This is a genomic window from Halomonas sp. MCCC 1A13316 (genome assembly GCF_014931605.1).
In the GTDB taxonomy this organism is placed as follows: domain Bacteria; phylum Pseudomonadota; class Gammaproteobacteria; order Pseudomonadales; family Halomonadaceae; genus Halomonas.
Window position 1 is genome coordinate 4,230,157 of the sequence record NZ_CP053382.1, and the last position, 22,923, is coordinate 4,253,079.

The following is a 22,923-nucleotide window of genomic DNA, read 5'->3' on the forward strand; positions in this document are numbered from 1 at the left end:
AAAATCTGAAGAGTGGAATCGAGGGGCAGTATACCAGAGCACGGACCCGCCGGGCCGAGCGCTTGGGCAGAACGGGCACTGTCGCCCACACTGGGCATAGCGACCTACGGAGCAAGGAACGCGATGACGACGACGACCCCGCCCCATGTTTCCGCCCTGCTCGAACTGCTGGAGCGCCGTCCGCGAGTCCTGCTGACCGGCCCGCCCGGCAGCGGCAAGTCGATTCTTGCCTGGTCTGCCGCCATCGCGCTGGCCGAACGCGGCGAGGTATGTCATTGCCTGGCGGCAGACCCCGGCCTGCCCGGCTTCGGCCCGCCCGGCGCGGTATGCCTGGGTCGCTGGGAGCCAACCCTGGGGGACCACGGCGAATGGAGACTGGAGACTATCGAGGCGCTGGCCACCCTGGACGGCTCGCGCTTTCGTCTGCCGCTGGTCGAGGCGGTACGCCGCCTTGCCGAGTGGGCCGTGGGCGGCCCGCTACTCATCGATGCGCCGGGCGTGGAGCGCGGCATCGGCGGCGCCGAGCTGCTGCTGGCTCTCGCCAGCGCCGGCCGGATCGACGCCGTGGTGCGTCTGGCCCCGACAAGCGAGCCCGACCCCTACCTCGATGAGCGCATGCTGCTGGGCCTCGAGTCGCTGAGCCTCCCAGCCGCCAGCGAAGCACGCCACCCAGGGCGCCAGCTTCGCACCCAACGACGTACCGAAGCATGGGACGCCTATCTGTCCGCTGCTGTCCCCTTGGAGCTCGATCTCGCCGACCTGGCCATTGTCGGCACCCCTCCGCCGCACCGCGCCAATAGCGCCTGGCAGGGTCGACAAGTCGGCCTGCTCGATGCCGCTGGCGGCACCCTGGCCATGGGCGAAGTGCTGACACTGGAAGACGGTCGGCTACGGCTGCGGGCTCCCGTGTCGGCAACGACGCCCCGCGCCCTGGTGGTTCGCGACGCCATGCGCCATCCCGAGGGTCGGCTAGGCACTGCGCGCCCCTATCGCCTGCCCCCTGTCACACCCGACGAGGACGCGTCGCTCATGCTGGCGCCACAGGAGACGCACGACGGCCCACGGCCCACGCTGCGCCTCGATGGGGTGCGCGCCACCTTGGTCAACGGCGTGTTCGGCGACCCTCTGCTGCACCTGCGTTTGCGTCACACGAAGCGCAGCCTGCTGTTCGACCTGGGCGACCCGGGCCGGCTGCCGGCCCGGCTGGCCCACCAAGTCAGCGACGTGTACATCAGCCATGCCCACTTCGACCATATTGGCGGCTTCCTGTGGCTGTTGCGCTCGCGCATCGGCGACTATCCGCCGTGCCGGGTCTATGGGCCGCCCGGCCTTGCCGGGCACCTGGACGGACTGATGCGCGGAATCCTGTGGGATCGTGTCGAGGAGAAAGCGCCCCGCTTCGAGGTCTTCGAGCTGCACGGCGAGCGCCTGGCCCACTATCGCCTGGTGGCCGGCCAGCCGATGAAGGCGCTTTCCCCGCGGGACGTCGAAGGCGGCGTACTGCATCGCGAACCCGGCTTTCGCGTGCGCGCCGTTACGCTGGACCACGGCACGCCGGTGCTGGCCTTCGCCTTTGACCCGGACGTTCAGATCAAGGTACGCAAGGAGCGCCTGGAAGCTCACGGCTGGCCCCCCGGCCCATGGCTGGGTGAACTCAAACAGAACGTGCTGGCCGGAAACGTTGATGCCGAAATCACCCTGCCCGACGGCAGACGGCAGTCGACCGCCGGGCTGGCGCAGCGCCTGCTGATGTCGCAGCCAGGGAAGCGCCTGGTCTATGCCACCGATTTCGGCGACACGTCCGCAAACCGAGAACGCCTGCTCACGCTTGCGCGCGGTGCCGAGGTGCTGTTCTGCGAGGCCTCGTTTCGCGAGGACCAGATCGAACAGGCCCGGCGCACCGGGCATCTGACGGCCCGTGCCTGTGGCGAGATCGCCGCCGCAGCCGAGGTCGGCCAACTGGTGCCGTTCCACTTCTCGCGGCGCCATGTGGAGGACGTGGGGGAGCTCTACGCCGAGATACGCCGCCACTTCCCGCGCCTGGCTGCCACCCCCGGCAGCGAACCCGGTTTCGAAGAGCCGGATTAACGCTTCTGGGCGTTCTTGCCGTTCTGGCGCAGCAGCAGGCCGATGGCGGCGAGCACCAGCGCACTGCCAGGCAGCCACTGCCAGCCGATCTGCTCGGGTGCGGTGACGAACAGCAGCAGCATGGAGACGAAGGGCACCATGTAGCCGTAGGCGGTGACGGCGCCGGGCGTGAGCACAGCGGTGGCGCGCTGCATCAGCCAGAAGGTGAGCGCGCTGGAGAAGAGCCCGAGGTAGATCACCAGGACCTGATCCTGCCAGCGCATGGTGGCAAGCTCGCCGGCGGGCTCGATGGCGAGCCCCAACCCGCCGATCAGCAGGCCGCCCAGACCCAGGCTCCAGAAGGTGCGCACCGCCGCCGACTCGGGCAGCCACTCGCGGGCCAACCCCCACTTGCTCAGCACTGGGTAGAGCGCCGAGGACACGCAGCCGAGGAAGAATACCGCCTCGCCCACGCCGAACTTCATGCCTTCGCCGTGGCTGAGCGACTCGGCGAAGGCGAGCCCCAGCGCTCCGCAGGCGCCCAGCGCCAGGATCGCCGGCAGCTGCCAGCTCAGCCGCTCGACGCGAAACCCGAGCCCCAGCAGATAGGCCAGCAGCGGTACGGTGACGTAGAGCGTGGCCATGGAGAGCGCGGTGGCATGATGGGCGGCCCAGAACATGGCGCCGAAGAACCCTGCCAGGCACAGCCCCATCAGCGCATAGAGCGGCAGCACCCGCCAGGGCGGCAGGAAATCCACCGAGCGCCGCGCCAGCCACCACAGCCCGGCGCAGGCGATAGCGAAGCGCAGGGCGGTGAGCGACAGCGGCGGCAGCTTGCTCATCAGTTCCACGGCGGGAAACGACAGCCCTACCAGCAGCGACCACAGCAGCATGCCTAGATGGGCAAGCCGGGGCGTTATCGGCGCGCTCAATTTTCCCAGACGATGGCCAGCTCCTCGTCGCCCGCCATGCGCTGCAGGTGGGAATCGATGACACCCTCCAGGCGGTCGAGGCTCTCCTCCTCCAGCGCCTCGACGGCCACCACCAGCTTGCCCGGCTCGACGCGCATCACGCAGGAGCCCTCATCGAAGACCACGCGGCTCTCCTCCTCGCCCTGCTCCACCTCCAGCTTGTGCGCCCAGTGCTTGCACAGCCGGCTCATCAGCCTCGCCCCGGATTCGGTGACGACTTCGGCACGCGACATCGGCATAACAACGATCTCCATTCGTACGGGAGCTAACAGACTAAGACGCGCGGCGGGATCGGCGCCAGTCCTCGTCGATCCGCTGAGCAAAACAGCACGTTCGATACCGCGCCTCCCAAGGAGGAGATGGATAAAGAAAAGCCCCCGATGCCTAGAGCATCGAGGGCTAGCAGTAACGAGGCCGGGCCTTACGGCTTCATGTCCTCGAAGAACTTCTTCACGCCGTCGAAGAAGCCGCTCTTCTTGGGTGAGTGGTGGGCGCTGTTGCTGCCCCCCAGGCTCTCCTGAAGCTCGCGCAGCAGCGCCTTCTGCTCCTCGTTGAGGTTGACCGGGGTCTCCACCACCACCTTGCACAGCAGGTCGCCTGGCGGGCCGCCGCGCACCGGCTTGACGCCCTTGCTGCGCAGGCGGAAGAGCTTGCCGGTCTGGGTCTCGGGCGGGATCTTGAGCTTGACCCGGCCATCCAGCGTCGGCACTTCGAGTTCGCCACCCAGCGCGGCGTCGACGAAGTTGATCGGCACCTCGCACTGCAGGTGCTTGCCGTCGCGCTGGAAGATATGGTGCGGCTTGATCGCCACCTGCACGTAGAGATCGCCGGGCGGGCCGCCGTTGATGCCGGACTCGCCCTCGCCGTTGAGGCGAATGCGATCGCCGGTATCCACCCCGGCGGGAATCTTCACCGACAGGGTGCGGGTCTCGCGCATGCGGCCCTCGCCGTGACACTTGTGGCACGGCACCTTGATGTGCACGCCGCTGCCGTGACAGGTGGGACAGGTCTGCTGCACAGCGAAGAAGCCCTGCTGCATGCGCACCTGGCCGTGCCCGTTACAGGTTGGGCAGGTCTCCTTGGTGGAGCCCGGCTCGGCACCCTGGCCGTCGCAGCGGTCGCACTCCACGTGACGCGGCACACGGATGTCCACCGTGGTGCCGGCGACGGCACTCTCGAGATCGAGTTCGAGGTTGTAGCGAAGATCGCTGCCGCGCTGCGGCGCATGGGGGCTGCGCCGTCCGCCTCCGCCACCGAAGATGTCGCCGAACACGTCGCCGAAGATATCGCTGAAGCCGCCGGCCCCGGCGCCGCCGAAGCCACCACCACCGAAGCCGCCGGCCTGGCCGTCTACACCGGCATGGCCGAACTGGTCGTAGGCGGCACGCTTCTCGCTGTCGGCAAGAATCTCATAGGCCTCGGAGACCTCGCGAAACTTCTCGGCGGCGGTGTCGTCATCCGGGTTGCGGTCCGGGTGGTACTTCTGCGCCAGCCGTCGGTAGGCCTTCTTGATGTCTTTGGTGTCGGCCTCGCGCTCGACGCCGAGCACCTCATAATAATCGCGTTTGGACATGGGTCCATGCGCCTCCTGGTCTAGGCAGTTCTGCCCGATCCGCGGAAACGGCAACGCGGGAGTCATCCCCCCGCGCTACCGTCGTCCGTGGCATCGCCTTGGCGATTACTGCTTTTTCTGGTCGTCGTTGACTTCTTCGTACTCAGCGTCGACCACGTCCTCTTCCGGCTTGCCACCGGCCTCCTGGCTTTCGCCACCATCCTGCTGGGCGGCCTCGGCCTGAGCGGCATACATCTTCTGCGCCAGGTTGCCGGAGGCCTCGGTCAGCGTATCCAGCTTGGCCTGGATGTCGTCCTTGTCGTCACCCTTGAGCGCTTCCTCCAGCTCGGAGGCGGCCGTCTCGATGGCCTGCTTCTCCTCGTCGGTGGCGTGCTCACCGGCTTCCTGGACGGTCTTGCGGGCCGCATGGACCATGCCGTCGGCCTGGTTGCGCAGGGCCACCAGCTCCTCGAACTTCTTGTCCTCGTCGGCATGCGCCTCGGCGTCGCGGACCATCTGCTCGATCTCGTCGTCGGAGAGGCCGCTGGAGGCCTTGATGACAATCGACTGCTCCTTGCCGGTGGCCTTGTCCTTGGCCGACACGTTGAGAATGCCGTTGGCATCCAGGTCGAATGCGACCTCGATCTGCGGCACGCCGCGCGGCGCCGGCGGAATGTCGGCCAAGTCGAAGCGCCCCAGCGACTTGTTGCCACCGGCCTGCTTGCGCTCGCCCTGCAGCACGTGGATGGTCACGGCGGTCTGGTTGTCATCCGCGGTCGAGAAGGTCTGGGTCTTTTTGGTCGGGATGGTGGTGTTCTTCTCGATCAGCGGCGTCATCACGCCACCCAGGGTCTCGATACCCAGGGTCAGCGGGGTAACGTCGAGCAGCAGCACGTCCTTGACGTCGCCGCCCAGCACGCCGCCCTGGATCGCCGCACCCACGGCCACAGCCTCGTCCGGGTTGACGTCCTTGCGCGCTTCCTTACCGAAGAAGTCGGCAACCTTCTTCTGCACCAGCGGCATGCGGGTCTGGCCGCCGACCAGAATCACGTCGTCGATCTCGGAGGCGGACAGGCCGGCGTCGGCCAGCGCGGTCTTGCACGGCCCCATGGAACGCTGGACCAGATCCTCTACCAGCGACTCCAGCTTGGCCCGGGTCACCTTCACGTTGAGGTGCTTGGGACCGGTGTTGTCGGCCGTGATGTAGGGCAGGTTGACGTCGGTCTGCTGGGCGCTGGACAGCTCGATCTTGGCCTTCTCGGCAGCTTCCTTGAGGCGCTGCATGGCCAGGTTGTCGCCCGAGAGGTCGATGCCGCTGTCGGCCTTGAACTGTTCGACCAGATAGTTGATCAGGGCCATGTCGAAGTCTTCGCCGCCCAGGAAGGTGTCGCCATTGGTGGCCAGCACCTCGAACTGGGTCTCGCCGTCGACATCGGCCACTTCGATGATCGAAATGTCGAAGGTACCGCCACCCAGGTCATATACGGCGATGGTCTTGTCGCCGCGCGACTTGTCCATGCCGTAGGCCAGCGCCGCCGCGGTGGGCTCGTTGATGATGCGCTTGACCTCGAGACCGGCGATGCGCCCGGCGTCCTTGGTGGCCTGACGCTGGGAGTCGTTGAAGTAGGCCGGCACGGTGATTACCGCCTCGGTGACGGTCTCGCCCAGGTAGTCCTCGGCGGTCTTCTTCATCTTCTTCAGCACTTCGGCGCTGACCTGCGGCGGTGCCAGCTTCTTGCCCTTCACTTCCACCCAGGCGTCGCCGTTGTCGGCCTCGACGATGCCGTAGGGCACCATTTTGATGTCCTTCTGCACCACGTCGTCCTTGAAGCGACGGCCGATCAGGCGCTTGATGGCGTACAGGGTGTTCTGCGGGTTGGTGACCGCCTGCCGCTTGGCCGACTGCCCCACCAGGATCTCGCCATCATCGGTGTAGGCGATGATGGAGGGCGTGGTGCGGGCGCCTTCGGCGTTCTCGATCACCTTGGCGCTGTCGCCGTCGAGCACGGCCACACAGGAGTTGGTGGTCCCCAGGTCAATACCGATGATGCGTCCCATAGGAAATCCTCGAAAATTCGTTTGCCTTGAATCCATCTCAGCGGCATCTGCCGCGGTTGACGTCTATCTGGGGGTGCTTTGTACGTTTTCAAGCCCTCCCCCTGCATTACGCTGGATTGGTCGTGCCGATCGGCTCAGCCGGTAGCCTGACTGACCACTACCATGGCCGGACGTACCAGGCGACCATTGAGCGTGTAGCCCTTCTGCATCACTTCCATGATGCTGTTGGGCTCGAGCTCGGGGTTGGGCACCATGGCCATGGCCTCGTGGTACTGCGGGTCGAACGGTTCGCCGGCCGGGTCGAGCGATTCGACGCCGAACTTGGCCAGCACGTCATGCTGCATTTTCAGCGTCATGGCCACGCCCTCTTTATGGGCCTCGGTGGCGTCGTCGCCCATGGCCTCGAGCGCCTTTTCCAGGCTGTCGACTACCGGCAGCAGCTCCTTGACGAAGCGCTCGAGGGCGAACTTGCGCGCCTTCTCGGCTTCCTGTTCGGCCCGGCGGCGCACGTTCTGCGCCTCGGCGGCGGCACGCAGCGCCTGGTCCTTGGCCTCGGCCAGGCTCTGCTCCAGCTCCTCGACCTGGGCGGCCAGCATGTCGGCTTCGGGGTTGTCGCTCACCGTCGTCGGCTCCTCGGACGCGACGGACTCGTCGTCCCCGATGCCAATCGCATCGTCCAGTTCGCCTGCCACCGGTTCCGGCCGAGCCTCTTCCTCGCGCCGCTCCAGCTCGTCGTCGAGCGGGGTCTGGGGTTCTTTAGCCATGCGCATCTCCTGAAGCGTGGTTCGGCCATGCGGCCGCAACGGTTTCGATTGGGCAAAAGCCGCGAGTCTGCCGCCTATATGGGGGTCCTGACCGCAATCTCAAGAGAGGCTGGGCGTTCATGTGCAATGCGGGCGTTGAGCGGCCGCCTCGACTACTGTATAAAAACTCAATAAAGTGTATGGATATCCAGCCTTGTGCGTCGCTTCCCGGGAGGCCCCATGCTGACTCAGCTCGCCATTCGCGATTTCGCCATCGTCGATACGCTCGATCTGGAGCTTGCCGGCGGCATGACCGCCATCACCGGCGAGACCGGTGCCGGCAAGTCGATCCTGCTCGGTGCCCTGGGGCTATGCCTGGGTGAGCGCGCCGACGCCGGCAGCGTGCGCCACGGCTGCGAGCGTGCCGATCTCTCGGCGCGCTTCGATATCGCAAGCCTGCCGGCCGCCCGGCACTGGCTCGAGGAGCGCGAGCTGCCCCTCGACGACTGCCTGTTACGCCGCGTGGTAACGGCCAACGGCCGCTCCAAGGCATGGATCAACGGGCAGCCGGCTACCGTGACCGATCTCAAGGCGCTGGGCGAACATCTGGTCGAGATCCACGGCCAGCACGCCCACCAGATGCTGCTGCGCGAAGAGACCCACCTGCGCCTGCTCGACGACTTTGCCGGTAACCGCAGCGCCGTCGGCGAGCTGAGCGAGACCTTTCGCCGCTGGCAAGCGGCCCGGCGACGCCTGAAACAGCTGACCGAGAGCGGTGACGAGGTTCAGGCGCGCCGCCAGTTGCTGCGCTATCAGGTCGAGGAGCTCGACGCACTGGCCCTGGGCGACGAAGAGCTCGCCACCCTGGAGTTCGAACAGGAGCAGCTCGCCCACGCCGAGGAGACGCTGCGCGAAGCACAGGTCGCCGCCGAATGCTGCGATGGCGACGAGGGCGGCGTGCTGGCGCTGCTCAACCAGGCGGCCCACCGGCTCGACCCCTTGCCGGGCAGCGACCGCGGCACCCTGGCCGAAGTGCTCGCCATGCTCGGCGAAGCGCGCATCCAGGTCGAGGAGGCCGTGCGCGAACTCAACCGCTTTGCCGACACCACCGAACTGGATCCGGAGCGGCTGGCATGGGTCGAGTCTCGCCTGAGCGAGGTGCACCGCATCGCACGCAAGCATCATGTGATGCCCGAGGAGCTGCCTTCCCTCCATCGCCGCCTGCAGACCGAGCTGGAGAGCCTCGAAGGCGGCGAGCACGACCTCGAGGCGCTCCGCAGCGAGGTCGAGGGGCTACGCGACACCTGGCGCGAGCAGGCACGTCGCGTGGGTGAGTCCCGCCGCCTGGCGGCCGGAAAGTTCGGCAAGGCGGTACAGGAGCAGCTCGCCTTCCTGGCCATGGGCAAGGCGCACTTCGAAGTGGAGGTGGCGACACGCCAGACGCCGCAGCCGGACGGCATGGAAGCGGTGCGCTTCTTGATCAGTGCCAACCCCGGCCAACCGCCGCGGCCGTTGGCCAAGGTCGCTTCCGGTGGCGAGCTTTCGCGCATCAGCCTGGCGATTCAGGTGGTCGCTGCACGCCACTCGACCATCCCCAGCCTGGTCTTCGACGAGGTGGACGTGGGCATCTCTGGTGCAACCGCCGAGATCGTCGGCCAATTGCTGCGCAGGCTCGGCGAGAACGGTCAGGTAATGACCGTGACACACCTGCCCCAGGTAGCGGCCCAGGCCCACCATCATCTGCATATCGAGAAGCAGGCCAAGCGCAACACCACCCTGACGCGCATGGCCCTGCTCGACGAAGCCGGCCGCGTCAGTGAACTGGCGCGCATGCTCGGTGGCGTCAACCTTTCCGACCGCACCCTGGCCCATGCCCGGGAGATGCTGGATGCCAGTCAGCAAGGCGCCGCCCACTGAGCCGCTCCATGTTCGCGAGCGCTAACGCAAGCGGCCCCGATCATCGATCGGGGCCGCTATGGCGCTAACTCGGCTTTTTACTTGCGTGTCATTTGCGCGGTGTGCCGTCCTGTCGCGTAGTACTGGAGCCGCGCGGGCGTACATAGAGCACCAGGGCATGGTCGACGAGTTCGAAGCCGTGCTCCTCGGCGAGCTCCTGCTGGCGACGTTCGATGGTTTCGTCGAAGAATTCGATGATCTCGCCGCTGTCGAGACACACCATATGGTCGTGGTGTTCCTCCTGGGAAATCTCGAACACGGCATGCCCGCCATCGAAATTGTGACGGATCACCAGGCCGGCCGACTCGAACTGGGTCAGCACGCGATAGACGGTGGCCAGGCCGACGTCCTCCCCGGCTTCCAGCAGGGTCTTGTAGACATCCTCGGCGCTCAGGTGGTGCTGACCCGTGGCATTCTCGAGGATCTGCAGGATCTTCACTCGGGGCAAGGTGACCTTGAGGCCCGCCTTGCGCAATTCATGGTTCTGGTCGGCCATGTTCGCTCTTCGCAGTATCAGGTAGGGTCGGGTATGATCGACCGAATCCACGATAGTGAAGAACGGACACAAATGCAAAAGCTGATCAAAACCCTCCCCCTCGTCATCGCCCTGACCGTGGTCAGCGGCTGTGTCTACAAGCGTGACCTTCCCCAGGGCAACTACATTACCGAGGGCATGGTCCAGCAGCTTCAGCCCGGCCTGAGCCGCACGCAGGTCGTCGACCTGCTGGGCAGGCCCCTGCTGGAAGCGCCTTTCGATGCCAATCAGTGGGATTACGTGTTCCGCCTCGACGAAGCCTACGGCGACGTGCAGCAGCGCCGGGTGACGCTGACCTTCGACGGCGAGCGGCTGGTCAACGTCCAGCAGGCAGGCGATTTTTCCGAGGACATCGAACTGCGCGCGCAGGACGACATCGGCCCGGCGGCCGAGGGGTCCGACCCTGCCGGCATGTTGCCCTCCACACAGCCCGAAGCGGTACCGGAGCGCGCGCCTGGCGCCGGTGGCACGTTGCCGCAAGGCGGCGAGCCGGCATCGACCGAGCCGCTCGTTCGCTAATTCTGCCGCTCTTCGGCTACCTCCCGGCGCGTTCCGCGCGCCGGGCGCGTGCCGCCTTGGGGTCGATCTCGAGTGGGCGGTAGACCTCGACCCGATCGCCAGCACGCAGGCGCTGGACGTCGGGGTCGCGTAGCAATTTGCCGAAGATGCCAAGATCCGCCTCGGCAAAAGTCGCGGCCGGCACTTCGGGGAAGAGCCTGTCCAGCCCGGCCAGGGCGACGGCCTGTCGCGCCGTGGTGCCCTCCGGCACCTCGAGCGCGACGATGCGCTGCCTGTCGGGCAGGGCAAAGACCACTTCCACTGCGAGCCCCATGTCAGCGCCCATACAGCTCGTCGGCGCGCCGAGTGAAGGAGTCGACCAACTGCCCGGCCACCTGCTGGAACAGCTTGCCGAAAGCCATGCCCATCAGACGGTTGGCAAATTCGAATTCCAGCTCCAGACATACCTTGCAGGCGCCCTCGCCCATTGGCAGGAACAACCAGCGACCGCGCAGGCGTTTGAAAGGGCCGCTGACCAGCGACATCTCGATGCGCTCGGGCTCGATCAAGTCGTTGCGGGTGGTGAAGCTCTGCTCCAGACCCGCCCGGCCCAGGGTCATCTCACCGATCAGGTGCGACTCGTCGCGCTCGAGCAGCCGCGCCCGCCGACAGCCCGGCAGGAACTCCGGATAGCGCTCGAAGTCATTGACCAGTTCGAACATGTCCCGAGGGGTGTGCCGCACCAGGGCGGACCGATTGACCATTGGCATTGAGCTCTCCGCTGACTTCACAGTGCCCAGGGCGTATCATGAGCGGTTATTTCACGCCTTGAATGGTACCACGCTTCCCCCCACATCGAAGGGGACGTCACCATCGGCAGAACATGACACGAGGTTCCATGGCCAATAAGAAAGGCAAGGGCAAGGGCCCCGGCAGCAGCATGATCGCCCAGAACAAGAAGGCTCGCTTCGAGTACCACATCGACGAGACCTTCGAGGCCGGCCTGGTGCTGGCCGGCTGGGAGGTGAAGAGCCTGCGCGCCGGCAAGGCCCAGCTCACCGATACCTACATCCTGATCAAGGACGGCGAGGCCTGGCTGCTGGGCAGCCATATCACGCCGCTGAATACCGCCAGCACCCACGAGATCGCCGATCCTTCGCGCACGCGCAAGTTGTTGTTGCATCGCAAGGAAATCGCCAAGATTTTCTCGCGTTCCCAGGAGAAGGGGCATACCTGCGTGCCGCTCAAGCTCTACTGGAAGGGCAACAAGGTGAAGTGCGAACTAGCGCTGGTGACGGGCAAGAAGCTGCACGACAAGCGCGCCACCGAGAAGGACCGCGACTGGCAGCGGCAGAAAGGGCGCATCATGCGGGAACACACCAAGGCTTGAGGTGTCACAATGGGGTGACACGGCAAGTGGCTCCCCGAAATTGGCAAGAATCGGGGAAGCGATGGAACCAACCCATCCAACAGGTGTCATAGCGTTATCCAGCTGATAAGATGGGTCTGCTACGGGGGCGACATGGCTTCGACGCCGGTGACAACCTCCTAGGTGCATGCCGAGAGCGTGATGTATCTCGTAAATCCAACATCACGACTAAATAGTCGCAAACGACGACAACTACGCTCAGGGCGCGCTGGCAGCTTAATAGCTGTTAGCTTCTAGTCCGGCCCCAAAGCGATGTGCCCATTCATCGCGGAGGGGATATGAGCCAAGAATGATGGGATCGCGGTTGGTGGTGTCCTCTCGCCAATCGCTAAACCTTAGAGGAATCGCGTAGCTGGATCCTGCCCGTTGGAGCCAGATGCGTTAAACCAAAAAACGGACCTAAGCATGTAGAGCCGAAGAGCGAGTGCCGGCGGACGCGGGTTCGATCCCCGCCGCCTCCACCAATCAAGCGAAAAAAGCACCCCTGAGGGTGCTTTTTTCGTTTCCGGGCTCTGCTGTGACTTCGCGGATAGACTCGACCGGAAGTGAGCGCCGTACCGCTAGGCGAAGCCATGGAAAGCAGGCGGCAAGGATTCGTCGATATAGGTATCGTTGAACTCGACCAGCCGAGCCAGGGCTTGCGGGTCGGGCAGCGTCACGTGCTGACGGTCGCGCACGATCAGGCCTTCGTCGCGCAGCATGGAGAAGGTTCGGCTCACATGCACGGCACTCAGCCCTAGCGCATCGCCGATCTGCTCCTGAGACAGCGGCATGAAGAAGCCGTTGTCCTCCACGGCGCCGATCCGCTTGAGGCGCATGTAGAGTTCGTAGAGGAAGTGCGCCAGCCGCTCATGTGCGGAGTAGCGTCCCAGGTAGACCAGCCGTTCTGTAAGAATCGCCTGCTGGCGCACCGCCACGGCGATGATACCCGCGACCAGGGCCGGCGAGCGCCCGAAGAGTTCGAAGAGCTGCTGATACGTGAACGGGCAGACCGCGCCCTCGTTGATCATCGCCACCCCTGCCAGACGACGGGAGAAGCCGAAATCGCGAATGCCGATGATGTCGCCCGGCAGGTAGACCTTGAGGATCTGCATCGAACCGTTGCCAAGATTGCGATAGGAGAAGGCCCAGCCCTCCTTGATCACGCAGAAGATATCTACATCCGCACTCTCCTGCCATAGCACTTCCCCGGCCGACACGCGCCTTGAATTGAGCTCTAGGCTCAGCAACAGGGCCTTGTCGTCTGCCGTCAACGCCCCGTGACGGCCAAGTCCCTGCATCACTACACTGTCGAGTAGGGTCACACTCTGCCTCTCCGGCTTGTGGTTAGATCGCGACATACTAAAACACAAGCTTATATAGAGATTCATAACGCAGGTTATCGACGCTCAATAATGACCGAACGATTCCCTCACGAGGCCCGCCGTGCCGGCATTGGCGCCGCTTGGCCATGGGGCACCGCCGCAATGTCGCCGCCCCCTGCTTTGGTCTAGCTGGTCATGACAAAATCTCTTGCCCCCGGCTTCATGGGAAGCCATCATCTGCGCGCAAGCGATGCAAGACCGGGGTGGCATCGGGCACGGGCATGACGAGATGGCCGAAAATCCGATAAGACCCTACCCTTTCATAGACATTCCCCGATCTGGATTCGAGAGGCCCATGAGCAAAGTCCTGATTATCGGCGCCGGTGGCGTCGGAGGCGTAGTCACCCACAAGTGTGCACAGCACCCCGAAGTCTTCAGCGAGATCTGCCTGGCCAGTCGCAACGAAGAGAAGTGCAAGGCCATCGCGGCCCAGTTGGAACGTCCCATCCAGACGACCCAGGTTGACGCCGACAACGTCGACGACCTCGTTCAACTGATCGAATCGTTCAAGCCGGACGTGCTGATCCACGTGGCCCTGCCCTATCAAGACCTGACCATCATGGAGGCGTGCCTGAGGACCGGCGTGCCCTACCTCGACACTGCCAACTACGAGCACCCGGACGAGGCCAAGTTCGAGTACAAGGAGCAGTGGGCGTTCCACGACCGCTACGCCGAAGCAGGCAACATGGCCACCCTGGGCTGCGGCTTCGACCCGGGCATGACCAACATCTACTGCGCCTACGCCCAGAAGAATCTGTTCGACGAGATCCACCGCATCGACATCCTCGATGCCAACGGCGGCGACCACGGCTACCCCTTCGCCACTAACTTCAACCCGGAGATCAACATTCGCGAGATCACCGCGAATGGTCGCTACTGGGAAAACGGCGAGTGGGTGGAAACCCCGCCGCTGGCCGAGAAGCGCAAGTTCGACTTCGACGGCATCGGCGAGAAGGACATCTACCTGCTCTACCACGAGGAGCTCGAATCCCTCAGCCGGAACATCAAGGGCCTGGAGCGCATCCGCTTCTGGATGACCTTCTCCGAGAAGTACATCACCCACCTGAAGGTGCTCGAGAACGTCGGCATGACCCGCATCGACCCGATCGAGGTGAACGGCTGCGAGATCTCGCCGCTGCAGTTCCTCAAGGCGGTACTGCCCGACCCGGCCTCGCTCGGCCCGCGCACCAAGGGCAAGACCAACATCGGCATCATTGCCGACGGCATCAAGGACGGCAAGCGGCGCAAGGTGTACATCTACAACATCTGCGATCACGAGGCCTGCTATCGCGAGGTACAGTCCCAGGCGATCTCCTATACCACCGGCGTGCCGGCGGTGACCGGGGCCATGCTGATGCTGGAAGGCATCTGGAAGGGCGCGGGCGTGTTCAACGTCGAGCAGCTCGATCCCGACCCCTTCATGGAGCGCATCGGCGACATGGGCCTGCCGTGGCAGGTGGTCGAGCTTGAGCCAGAGCACGACCCGCTGGCATGACACCACTCGACTTCGACTTCCACGCCTGCCCGTCGCCGGCCTACGTGGTCGACGACGCGCTGCTGCGACGCAACCTCGAGCTGCTGCGGCAGGTCCAGGAGCAGAGTGGCGCACGGATCCTGCTGGCGCTGAAGGGCTTCGCCATGTGGGACACCTTCCCGCTGGTAAGCCAGTATCTGGTCGGCACCACCGCCAGCGGCCAGGACGAGGCACGGCTGGGCGCGGAGACCTTCGGCGGCGAGGTGCACGTCTACTCGCCGGCCTTCACCGAGGAGGAGATGGGCGTGGTGCTGCAGTACGCCGACCACGTCAGCTTCAATTCCCCGGGGCAGTGGCAGCGCTTCCGCGACACCGTCGCGGCAGCGCCGCGCGAGGTCTCCTGCGGGCTGCGGGTCAACCCGGAGTACTCCGAAGGCAAGGTGGCGATCTACGATCCCTGTGCGCCCGGCTCACGGCTGGGCACGCGCGCGGTGGATTTCGAGGAGGCCGACCTCGCCGGGCTCGAGGGGCTGCACTTCCACACCCTGTGCGAGCAGAACAGCGACGCCCTGGAGCATACGCTGGAGGCGTTCGAGGCCAAGTTCGGGCAATACCTCGCCGACAAGCAGTGGGTCAACTTCGGCGGCGGACATCACATCACCCGCCCCGACTATGACATCCAACGGCTGGTGCGGGTGATTCGCGGTTTTCGCGAGCGTCATCCGCATCTCACCGTCTACCTGGAGCCGGGAGAGGCGATCGCTCTGAATACCGGCTACCTGGTGTGCACGGTGCTGGATATCGTCGAGAACGACGGCCCCAACGCCATCCTCGACACTTCCGCCACCGCGCACATGCCCGACGTACTGGAGATGCCCTACCGGCCGCACATCATCGGCGCTGGCGAACCGGATGAGAAGGCCCACACCTATCGCCTGGGAGGCACCACGTGTCTCGCCGGCGACGTGATCGGCAGCTACTCGTTCGACAGGCCGCTCGCCATCGGCGACCGCCTGGTGTTCACCGACATGGCTCACTACACCATGGTCAAGACCACCACCTTCAACGGCATTCGCCTGCCGTCGATCTGTCGCGTGGACGAGATCAGCCGCGAAGTGCGCACGGTGAAACGGTTCGGCTATGAGGCCTACAAGGAGCGCCTGAGCTAGGAAATCACTGACCTAATGACTGCGCGAACGAATCGCTGCGTTGCGCGGTGCTCGGAATCCTCACATATAACCCATATGCTCCGGCTCCTTCGCTCCGTGCGCCTTGCGCTTCATCTCGCTCGTCGATTAGTACAGCGTTTCCCAATATAGGCAATTAAAGCGAAAAAAGCCCCTGCGGGGGCTTTTTTCGTTTGTGCACCGTTACTTGCATGGCATGCCGGGTGCCCCTTTCGCTATCCGCCGATATGCACCATGGTTAAGGCAAGATGACACCAGACAGGGAGAGTCGGAATGACGACCGTGTTCAAGTTCGGCGGCGCCTCGATCAAGGATGCCGATGCCATTCGCCACCTGACCCCGCTGATCGAAGCCCACGAGGAGCGACCGCTGGTCGTGGTGGTCTCGGCGATGGGCAAGACCACCAACAAACTTGAGGCGCTGCTCGCCGCCGCCCGCGACGAGGGCCGCAGAGACGATTACCGTGAATGCCTCGAGGCGCTGCAGGCCGAGCATCACCAGGCGATCGAGTCCCTGTTCGACGATTCGCAGGATTCCCCGGTCGAGCGCGTCGACGCCTTGTTCGACGAACTCGATGCCCAGCATAGCAAGCACCGTCGCGACGCCTACGCCAAGCACTACGATCAGACCGTCTGCTACGGCGAGCTGATCTCTACCACCATCGTCGCGGCCTGGCTCAACCACAGCGGTATCGCCACCAACTGGCACGATGCCCGCGAGCTGGTACGCACCGACGCCTGCCATCAGGCCGCCAACCTCGACTGGGCGGCCACCGCCGAGACCGTCCGCGAACGCCTGGCAGACAGTGAGCGAGTGATCCTGACCCAGGGGTTCATCGGCGGCACGGCGGAAGGTGCTTCGACGACACTCGGGCGTGAGGGCTCGGACTTCAGCGCGGCGATCTTCGCCCATTGCCTCGACGCGCAGCAGGTGGTGATCTGGAAGGACGTCCCGGGGCTGTTCAACGCCGACCCCCGGCGCTTCGACAACGCCGTGCAGCTCGAGCGAATCTCCTACGGTGAAGCCACCGAGCTGGCCTGGCACGGCGCCAAGGTCATCCATCCCAAGACGCTGGGGCCGCTTCAGGAGAAGTCGATTCCGCTTATGGTGCGCTCCTTCGAGACACCCGAGGCTGCGCCCAGCGTAATCGACGCCGAGCGGCGCTATGACGCCGACGTGGCCAGCTGCATCTTGCGTGAGAACCAGGTCTGGCTCGAGGTGCGACCGCGCGACTTCTCGTTCATGGACGAACCGCGCCAGCACGATATTCTGGGGCATCTGGTCGAGGCCGGCCTGCACGCCAACCTGGTCGACAGCGGCGCCATGCGTCTGGCGTTCTGCCTCGACGACAAGCCCGAGCGGCTGGCACCGATGATCGAGGCGCTCGAGCGGGATTACAGCGTCAGACGCGAAGACGCCCTGACGCTGCTCACGGTGCGTCACCCCCACCAAGGAATGATGGACGCTCTCGTTGCGGACCGCGAAACGCTGGTAGAACGGCGCAACGACACCACCGCTCAGCGCCTGTTCCACAGCCGGGACTGCCCTGAGACCTGGCATATACCCGACTGAGCGACAGCTTTTCCACAATCGCGCTACTCGAAGAAAGCCGCCCGGGCCATGCGATGGCTCGGGCGGCTTCGTATGGGACCATGGCCGAATATCGCGGAACGACTATCGTGAGACGCTTCAATCGTCGAGGTCGATATCATCCTCGTCGGTAGCTGCTCCGGTCACAGCGCCCACCCCGGCGCCGACCGCCGCACCTTCTACCACGCCTGCCCCGGTGACGGCCCCCGCAGCGCCCCCTACGGCCGCCCCGACGCCGGCGCCACTGGCGGCACGCTCACCGGTGCTGGTACCACAGCCGGCTAGCGCCAGCATCATCGAGGTGGCAAAGACCATCGATACGCCACGCAATCCATAACGTTTCATGACCTACCTCCCGATCCATGGATGTGCGTTTACAGCGTAGCCAAGGTAAGCGGCGAGAGGCAAAAGGCCGCCCCTCTAGCCGTCTCGAGCCAGACCATCAGGCCGCTTCGCGCTTGGCGTCGCAGGCGGCCTGCATGGCCAGGGCGGTATCGAGCATGCGGTTGGAGAAGCCCCACTCGTTGTCGTACCAGGCCATCACCTTCACCAGGCGACCGTTCACGCGGGTATGGTTGGCGTCGAAGGTCGAGGAGTTGGCGTCGTGATTGAAATCGATCGATACCAGTGGCTGTGCGTTCACCGCCAGTACCGGTGAGGCGTCGGCGGCCTTGGCCAGGATGGCGTTGATCTCTTCCTTGCTGGTGTCGCGGCCGGCGGTGAAGACCAGATCCACCAGCGAGACGTTGATGACCGGCACGCGCACCGCCAGGCCGTCGACCTTGCCGGCCAGTTCCGGCAGCACCAGGCCCACCGCGGCGGCAGCGCCGGTCTTGGTCGGGATCATGGAGTGCGTGGCGCTACGCGCCCGGTAGGGGTCCGAGTGGTAGACGTCCGACAGGTTCTGATCGTTGGTATAGGCGTGCACAGTAGTCATCAGGCCGTTCTCGATGCCCACCGTGTCGTTGAGCGCCTTGGCTACGGGGGCCAGGCAGTTGGTGGTACAGGAGGCATTGGAGACCACCTTGTGCTCGGGCTTGAGCACGTCCTCATTGACACCATAAACCACGGTGGCGTCGGCATCCGGGCTCGGCGCGGATATCAGCACACGCTTCGCTCCCGCCTCGAGGTGCTTGGCGGCGGCATCACGCTTGGTGAAAAGCCCCGTGCACTCCATCACCAGGTCGACACCCAGCGTTTGCCACGGCAGCACAGCAGGATCGCGCTGCGAAAGGATAGCGATGCGATCGCCATCCACGCTGAGGCTCTCCTCGTCATGCTCCACCTTGAACGGAAAGTGGCCATGCACGGTGTCGTGGCGCAACAGGTGGGCGTTGAGGGCAGGGTCACCCAGGTCGTTGATGGCCACCACTTCCACCCGGTTGCGGTAGCCGTTCTCGTACAGAGCACGCAGCACGTTACGACCGATGCGGCCGAAACCGTTGATGGCGATCTTGAGTGTCATGTCCTCTCTCCTCCAGAGCGTCTCTGTAGCTTTCAGGTAAGGAATAGAGCCGGTGGCAGAGATCGGGCATCGACGATGCCGGCTGGATAGCCTGCGGCTCCTGTCAGTAACGCCCTCAATGTGACGCAAACTGATCAGGGACTCAAGATTTTTTTAGTAACTTTACGACATAAGGAGTCGAGTGACTCGATACACCTAATGTTACCCTTGCGCCCCGCAGCTCTTCGCAACTTTAAGAAACCACCAAGCCAGGCGAGCGGAAGAGGGTATACCTCAGGCATGACATGATGTAGTAAACTTACCGCAAAACCGATATCGTTGTAGTTTGACGACATCCCCTATTCTTCTGGAGGCGCCCGACATGCCGAAGCCACCACCGCACATCCCCATCCGCCGCACCAAGATCGTCGCCACCCTGGGCCCGGCCAGCGACCGCGAGGGCGTGCTGGAGGCCATGCTGCGTACCGGCGTCGACGTGGTGCGGCTCAACTTCTCCCACGGCAGCGCCGCCGACCATCGCCGCCGGCTCATCGCCGTGCGCCAGATCGCCGAGCGCCTGGGCCGCAGCGTGGCCGCGCTGGGCGACCTGCAGGGGCCCAAGATCCGCATCGCGCGCTTTCGCGACGGCGCGGTGGTGCTCGACGAGGGCCAGCCCTTCGTCCTCGACATGGACATGGACACCGAGGCCGGCGACGCCACCCGCGTCGGCTGCGAGTACACCCAGTTGGCCGACGACGTCACCGCCGGCGATAGGCTGCTGCTCGACGACGGCCGCCTGGTGCTGACGGTGGAGCGGGTCGAGGGCGCCCAGGTGCACACCACCGTGGTCACCGGCGGCAAGCTCTCCAACAACAAGGGCATCAACAAGCAGGGCGGCGGGCTCTCGGCCCCGGCGCTCACCGACAAGGACAAGGCCGACCTCGAGACCGCCATCGAGATCGGCGTCGACTACCTGGCCGTCTCCTTCCCGCGTCATGCCGAGGACATGCACGAGGCGCGGCGCCTGCTCGGCGACGCCGGCCGCGAGATCGGCCTGGTCGCCAAGCTCGAGCGCGCCGAGGCGGTGGCCGACGAGGCCACGCTGGACGGCATCATCGAGGCCAGCGAGGCGGTGATGGTGGCGCGCGGCGATCTCGGCGTGGAGATCGGCGACGAGAAGCTGATCGGCATGCAGAAGCGCATCATCAAGCGCGCCCGCACGCTCAACCGCGCGGTGATCACCGCCACCCAGATGATGGAGTCGATGATCGACTCGCCGCTGCCCACCCGCGCCGAGGTGTTCGACGTCGCCAACGCCGTGCTCGACGGCACCGACGCGGTGATGCTCTCGGCCGAGACCGCCGCCGGCGACTACCCGGTGGAGACCCTCGAGGCCATGCGCCGGGTGTGCCTCGGCGCCGAGCGCGAGCGAATCGCCCAGGAGTCGGGCCACCGCATCCACGAGGGCTTCTCGCGGGTCGACGAGACCATCGCGCTGTCGGCCATGTACGCCGCCAACCACCTCACCGGGGTGGCCGCCATCGCCTGCATGACCTCGACCGGCTACACCCCGCTGATCGCCTCGCGCATCCGCTCGGGCCTGCCCATCGTCGGGCTCGCCCACAGCCCCATCGCCCAGCGCCGCATGGCGCTCTACCGCGGCGTGGTCTCGCTGCCGTTCGATACCACCACGATGGCCGCCGGCGAGCTCAACGACCGCGCCCTGGCCCTGCTGGTGGAAAAGGGGATTGCCGAGCCCGGGGATCATGTCATCCTGACCCGGGGCGATCACATGAACGCCCACGGCGGAACCAATACCCTGAAGATACTCGAGGTAGGCCAGCCATGACCGATAGTCGCCCCCGGCGCAGCGTGCGCCGCACCTTGCCGGCACGCAAGCGCATCGCGTTGATCGCCCACGATGGCAAGAAGAACGAATTGCTCGAGTGGGCCGAACGCTGGCGTGACACATTGGTCGAGCACGAACTGGTGGGTACCGGCACCACCGCCGGGCGTCTCTCGGCCAGTCTCGGGCTCGAAGTGGAGGGATTGATGAGCGGGCCGCTGGGCGGCGACCAGCAGATCGGCGCGCGGCTCACCGAACAGCGCCTCGACCTGCTGATCTTCTTCTGGGACCCCTTCGCCCCCCAGCCCCACGACCCCGACGTCAAGGCGTTGCTGCGCCTGGCCGCGCTGTGGAACGTCCCGGTGGCGTGCAATGCCGCCAGCGCCGACTTCCTGGTCAGCTCGCCGTGGCTCGACCAGCCTTACGAGATGTCGATTCCCGACGTCGATGCCTGGATGGCCTCTCGCAGCTCCGAACAAGCCCCGTAAACCAGAACAAAGAGACCGGCGGGCCAGGCCCGCGAACTTGTGAGGAAACCATGTTCCAGCTTACCCGCAGCGTTACCTGGCAGGCCCTGAAGCGCCTGCACGAGCAGACCGCCGACGACCAGATCCGCAGCTATTTCACCGCCGACCCGCAGCGCTTCGAGAAGATGAGCCTGCGCGTCGGCGGCTTGTTCCTCGACTACTCCAAGCACGCCATCTCGGGCGCCGTGCTCGACAAGCTGATCGAGCTGGCCGACCACTCGGCGCTGGTGCAGCGCCGCGCCCAGATGTTCTCCGGCGATATCATCAACGTCACCGAGGACCGTCCGGTGCTGCATACCGCTCTGCGCAACCAGGGCGAGGGGCCGCTGATGGTCGACGGCCAGGACGTGATGCCCGAGATCCAGCGCACCCGCGAGCAGATCAGGGCGTTTTCCGAGGCCGTGCGCAGCGGTGAGTGGAAGGGTTACAGCGGCGAGCGCATCAAGGACGTGGTCAATATCGGTATCGGCGGCTCGGACCTCGGCCCCAACATGGCCAGCCGGGCGCTGCTCAAGTATCGCCACCCCGAGCTCAACTTCCACTTCGTCTCCAACGTCGATGGCGCCCATATCCAGAAGGTGCTCAAGCGACTCGACCCGGCCACCACTCTGTTCATCGTCTCGACCAAGACCTTCTCCACCCAGGAGACGCTGCTCAACGCCAAGACCGCGCGTCGCTGGTTCCTCGACAATGCCGGCGAGGATGCCGACATCGGCGCCCATTTCATCGCCGCCTCCACCAACCGGCAGGCGGCCATGGAGTTCGGTATCCGCGAGGAGAACGTCTTCGAATTCTGGGCCTGGGTCGGCGGGCGCTACTCGATGTGGTCTTCCATCGGCTTGCCCATCGCGCTCTCCATCGGCTTCGACGGCTTCATGGAGATGCTCCAGGGCGCCTACGAGATGGACCAGCACTTTCTGGTCGCCCCCTTCCGCGAGAACATGCCGGTACTGATGGCGCTGATCGGTATCTGGTACATCAACTTCGTCGGCGCCGAGACCCAGGCCATCGTGCCCTACGACCAGGCGCTGCATCAGTTGCCTTCGTTCCTGCAGCAGCTCGACATGGAGTCCAACGGCAAGTCGGTGGACATCTTCGGCCACCCCGTCGACTACAAAACCGGCCCCATCGTCTGGGGACAGACCGGCTCCAACGGCCAGCACGCCTTCTTCCAGCTGCTGCACCAGGGCACCCGCTACGTGCCCATCGACTTCATCGCCTCGCTGAAGCCCGAACCGGGAGTGGAAGATCACCACTTCGCGCTACTCACCAACATGCTGGCCCAGGCCAACGCCTTTATGGAGGGCAGCCAGAGCGGTAGCCGGCTCGACCCCTACAGCTGCCCCGGCAACCGTCCCTCCAGCGTGCTGCTGCTCGACGAGCTGACACCGAAAAACCTGGGGGCGCTGATCGCGCTCTATGAGCACAAGGTGTTCGTTCAGGGAGTGATCTGGAACATCAACTCGTTCGACCAGTGGGGCGTGCAGCTGGGCAAGCGCATCGCCGGCGAGATCAGCGAGCGCATCGATGAGCACAGCCAGGATTTCGACGCCTCGACCCAGGGGCTGCTGGCACTGGTGCGCGAGCATTTCCGCCCCGACAGCAGTGCGCCCGCCACGGCCAGCAAGGTCAAGAGAAAGGCCACGGAAAAGACCAAGCGCTGATGGCATGAAGCGCAGCGG

Annotated in this window: 21 protein-coding genes and 1 other RNA gene; 11 read left to right on the top strand and 11 right to left on the bottom strand. The window is 65.0% G+C overall.

Translation table 11 applies throughout. From position 1 onward, the window contains the following. Nucleotides 1–123 precede the first annotated feature (123 nt). Nucleotides 124–2,088, top strand: coding sequence for an MBL fold metallo-hydrolase (locus tag HNO52_RS19690; protein WP_197566852.1), 1,965 nt, complete (start codon nt 124–126; stop codon nt 2,086–2,088). Here the strand turns inward: HNO52_RS19690 and HNO52_RS19695 are convergent. From HNO52_RS19695 to grpE, 5 genes are all read right to left on the bottom strand, one after another. Continuing rightward, nucleotides 2,085–2,999, bottom strand: a complete 915-nt coding sequence (locus HNO52_RS19695) for a DMT family transporter (protein WP_232090405.1) — start codon at nt 2,997–2,999, stop codon at nt 2,085–2,087. The two genes, HNO52_RS19690 and HNO52_RS19695, sit on opposite strands and share 4 nt — an antisense overlap. Beyond that, nucleotides 2,996–3,277 carry a DUF2218 domain-containing protein gene (locus HNO52_RS19700; protein WP_197566853.1) on the bottom strand — a complete coding sequence of 94 codons (282 nt, stop codon included), beginning with the start codon at nt 3,275–3,277 and terminating at the stop codon, nt 2,996–2,998. Before HNO52_RS19700 ends, HNO52_RS19695 begins: the two co-directional genes overlap by 4 nt. Nucleotides 3,278–3,459: 182 nt before the next feature. Then, entirely contained in the window at nt 3,460–4,611 is a 1,152-nt protein-coding gene (gene dnaJ / locus HNO52_RS19705) for a molecular chaperone DnaJ (RefSeq protein WP_197566854.1), read from the bottom strand. A 105-nt stretch (nt 4,612–4,716) separates the two neighbouring features. After that, nucleotides 4,717–6,648, bottom strand: a complete 1,932-nt coding sequence (gene dnaK, locus HNO52_RS19710) for a molecular chaperone DnaK (RefSeq protein WP_197566855.1) — start codon at nt 6,646–6,648, stop codon at nt 4,717–4,719. A gap of 134 nt (nt 6,649–6,782) precedes the next feature. Beyond that, entirely contained in the window at nt 6,783–7,412 is a 630-nt protein-coding gene (gene grpE / locus HNO52_RS19715; protein WP_197566856.1) for a nucleotide exchange factor GrpE, read from the bottom strand. A 219-nt stretch (nt 7,413–7,631) separates the two neighbouring features. On the opposite strand from grpE, the gene recN reads away from it, so the two are divergent. Continuing rightward, nucleotides 7,632–9,308: a DNA repair protein RecN gene (gene recN, locus HNO52_RS19720; protein WP_197566857.1), complete on the top strand. Its 1,677-nt coding sequence runs from the start codon at nt 7,632–7,634 to the stop codon at nt 9,306–9,308. A gap of 88 nt (nt 9,309–9,396) precedes the next feature. On the opposite strand, the gene fur is transcribed toward recN, so the two are convergent. Beyond that, the gene (gene fur / locus HNO52_RS19725) at nt 9,397–9,843 is read right to left on the bottom strand and encodes a ferric iron uptake transcriptional regulator (protein ID WP_197566858.1); all 447 of its coding nucleotides are present in this window, start codon (nt 9,841–9,843) and stop codon (nt 9,397–9,399) included. 33 nt (nt 9,844–9,876) lie between these two features. Here fur and HNO52_RS19730 point away from each other — a divergent pair, with 33 nt between their 5' ends. Further along, the gene (locus HNO52_RS19730) at nt 9,877–10,401 is read left to right on the top strand and encodes an outer membrane protein assembly factor BamE (RefSeq protein ID WP_332107652.1); all 525 of its coding nucleotides are present in this window, start codon (nt 9,877–9,879) and stop codon (nt 10,399–10,401) included. Between the two features lie 16 nt (nt 10,402–10,417). On the opposite strand, the gene HNO52_RS19735 is transcribed toward HNO52_RS19730, so the two are convergent. Both HNO52_RS19735 and HNO52_RS19740 read right to left on the bottom strand, forming a co-directional pair. Beyond that, nucleotides 10,418–10,714 carry an RnfH family protein gene (locus HNO52_RS19735; protein WP_232090406.1) on the bottom strand — a complete coding sequence of 99 codons (297 nt, stop codon included), beginning with the start codon at nt 10,712–10,714 and terminating at the stop codon, nt 10,418–10,420. Between the two features lies 1 nt (nt 10,715). Next, a complete protein-coding gene (locus tag HNO52_RS19740) occupies nt 10,716–11,150 on the bottom strand; it encodes a type II toxin-antitoxin system RatA family toxin (RefSeq protein ID WP_197566860.1) in 435 nt (144 codons plus the stop codon). A 128-nt stretch (nt 11,151–11,278) separates the two neighbouring features. Between HNO52_RS19740 and smpB the strand changes: the two genes are divergently transcribed. Further along, nucleotides 11,279–11,770: an SsrA-binding protein SmpB gene (smpB, locus tag HNO52_RS19745; protein ID WP_197566861.1), complete on the top strand. Its 492-nt coding sequence runs from the start codon at nt 11,279–11,281 to the stop codon at nt 11,768–11,770. Nucleotides 11,771–11,893: 123 nt separating this feature from the next. Next, nucleotides 11,894–12,273: a transfer-messenger RNA gene (ssrA, locus tag HNO52_RS19750) on the top strand. A 96-nt stretch (nt 12,274–12,369) separates the two neighbouring features. On the opposite strand, the gene HNO52_RS19755 is transcribed toward ssrA, so the two are convergent. After that, nucleotides 12,370–13,113, bottom strand: a complete 744-nt coding sequence (locus HNO52_RS19755) for a Crp/Fnr family transcriptional regulator (RefSeq protein WP_232090407.1) — start codon at nt 13,111–13,113, stop codon at nt 12,370–12,372. 355 nt (nt 13,114–13,468) lie between these two features. On the opposite strand from HNO52_RS19755, the gene HNO52_RS19760 reads away from it, so the two are divergent. The 3 genes from HNO52_RS19760 (at nt 13,469) to HNO52_RS19770 (ending at nt 17,406) form a co-directional block, all read left to right on the top strand. Continuing rightward, the gene (locus HNO52_RS19760; RefSeq protein ID WP_197566862.1) at nt 13,469–14,668 is read left to right on the top strand and encodes a saccharopine dehydrogenase family protein; all 1,200 of its coding nucleotides are present in this window, start codon (nt 13,469–13,471) and stop codon (nt 14,666–14,668) included. Continuing rightward, the gene (gene nspC, locus HNO52_RS19765; RefSeq protein ID WP_197566863.1) at nt 14,665–15,816 is read left to right on the top strand and encodes a carboxynorspermidine decarboxylase; all 1,152 of its coding nucleotides are present in this window, start codon (nt 14,665–14,667) and stop codon (nt 15,814–15,816) included. The genes HNO52_RS19760 and nspC overlap by 4 nt, the downstream gene beginning before the upstream one ends. A 291-nt stretch (nt 15,817–16,107) precedes the next feature. Continuing rightward, entirely contained in the window at nt 16,108–17,406 is a 1,299-nt protein-coding gene (locus tag HNO52_RS19770) for an aspartate kinase (protein ID WP_197566864.1), read from the top strand. A 117-nt stretch (nt 17,407–17,523) separates the two neighbouring features. Here the strand turns inward: HNO52_RS19770 and HNO52_RS19775 are convergent, their stop codons facing one another. Further along, the gene (locus HNO52_RS19775; RefSeq protein WP_197566865.1) at nt 17,524–17,769 is read right to left on the bottom strand and encodes a YMGG-like glycine zipper-containing protein; all 246 of its coding nucleotides are present in this window, start codon (nt 17,767–17,769) and stop codon (nt 17,524–17,526) included. Between the two features lie 97 nt (nt 17,770–17,866). Next, nucleotides 17,867–18,889, bottom strand: coding sequence for a type I glyceraldehyde-3-phosphate dehydrogenase (gap, locus tag HNO52_RS19780; RefSeq protein ID WP_197566866.1), 1,023 nt, complete (start codon nt 18,887–18,889; stop codon nt 17,867–17,869). 361 nt (nt 18,890–19,250) lie between these two features. On the opposite strand from gap, the gene pyk reads away from it, so the two are divergent. Genes pyk through pgi form a run of 3 tightly spaced genes read left to right on the top strand, consistent with a single transcriptional unit; the run spans nt 19,251 to nt 22,905 of the window. Further along, complete coding sequence (gene pyk, locus HNO52_RS19785; RefSeq protein WP_197566867.1) at nt 19,251–20,717, top strand: pyruvate kinase; 1,467 nt, start codon at nt 19,251–19,253, stop codon at nt 20,715–20,717. Further along, nucleotides 20,714–21,202 (top strand): methylglyoxal synthase, encoded by a 489-nt coding sequence (locus HNO52_RS19790; RefSeq protein ID WP_197566868.1) that lies wholly within the window; start codon nt 20,714–20,716, stop codon nt 21,200–21,202. Before pyk ends, HNO52_RS19790 begins: the two co-directional genes overlap by 4 nt. A 50-nt stretch (nt 21,203–21,252) precedes the next feature. Further along, on the top strand, nt 21,253–22,905 hold the full coding sequence (gene pgi / locus HNO52_RS19795; protein WP_197566869.1) for a glucose-6-phosphate isomerase: 1,653 nt from the start codon (nt 21,253–21,255) through the stop codon (nt 22,903–22,905). Nucleotides 22,906–22,923: the final 18 nt, after the last annotated feature.

Coding starts and splice junctions, on each gene's coding strand:
- HNO52_RS19690 (WP_197566852.1), top strand. CDS start 124: ATGACGACGACGACCCCGCCCCATGTTTCCGCCCTGCTCGAACTGCTG.
- HNO52_RS19700 (WP_197566853.1), bottom strand. CDS start 3,277: ATGCCGATGTCGCGTGCCGAAGTCGTCACCGAATCCGGGGCGAGGCTG.
- dnaJ (WP_197566854.1), bottom strand. CDS start 4,611: ATGTCCAAACGCGATTATTATGAGGTGCTCGGCGTCGAGCGCGAGGCC.
- dnaK (WP_197566855.1), bottom strand. CDS start 6,648: ATGGGACGCATCATCGGTATTGACCTGGGGACCACCAACTCCTGTGTG.
- grpE (WP_197566856.1), bottom strand. CDS start 7,412: ATGGCTAAAGAACCCCAGACCCCGCTCGACGACGAGCTGGAGCGGCGC.
- recN (WP_197566857.1), top strand. CDS start 7,632: ATGCTGACTCAGCTCGCCATTCGCGATTTCGCCATCGTCGATACGCTC.
- fur (WP_197566858.1), bottom strand. CDS start 9,843: ATGGCCGACCAGAACCATGAATTGCGCAAGGCGGGCCTCAAGGTCACC.
- HNO52_RS19730 (WP_332107652.1), top strand. CDS start 9,877: ATGATCGACCGAATCCACGATAGTGAAGAACGGACACAAATGCAAAAG.
- HNO52_RS19735 (WP_232090406.1), bottom strand. CDS start 10,714: ATGGGGCTCGCAGTGGAAGTGGTCTTTGCCCTGCCCGACAGGCAGCGC.
- HNO52_RS19740 (WP_197566860.1), bottom strand. CDS start 11,150: ATGCCAATGGTCAATCGGTCCGCCCTGGTGCGGCACACCCCTCGGGAC.
- smpB (WP_197566861.1), top strand. CDS start 11,279: ATGGCCAATAAGAAAGGCAAGGGCAAGGGCCCCGGCAGCAGCATGATC.
- HNO52_RS19760 (WP_197566862.1), top strand. CDS start 13,469: ATGAGCAAAGTCCTGATTATCGGCGCCGGTGGCGTCGGAGGCGTAGTC.
- nspC (WP_197566863.1), top strand. CDS start 14,665: ATGACACCACTCGACTTCGACTTCCACGCCTGCCCGTCGCCGGCCTAC.
- HNO52_RS19770 (WP_197566864.1), top strand. CDS start 16,108: ATGACGACCGTGTTCAAGTTCGGCGGCGCCTCGATCAAGGATGCCGAT.
- HNO52_RS19775 (WP_197566865.1), bottom strand. CDS start 17,769: ATGAAACGTTATGGATTGCGTGGCGTATCGATGGTCTTTGCCACCTCG.
- gap (WP_197566866.1), bottom strand. CDS start 18,889: ATGACACTCAAGATCGCCATCAACGGTTTCGGCCGCATCGGTCGTAAC.
- pyk (WP_197566867.1), top strand. CDS start 19,251: ATGCCGAAGCCACCACCGCACATCCCCATCCGCCGCACCAAGATCGTC.
- HNO52_RS19790 (WP_197566868.1), top strand. CDS start 20,714: ATGACCGATAGTCGCCCCCGGCGCAGCGTGCGCCGCACCTTGCCGGCA.
- pgi (WP_197566869.1), top strand. CDS start 21,253: ATGTTCCAGCTTACCCGCAGCGTTACCTGGCAGGCCCTGAAGCGCCTG.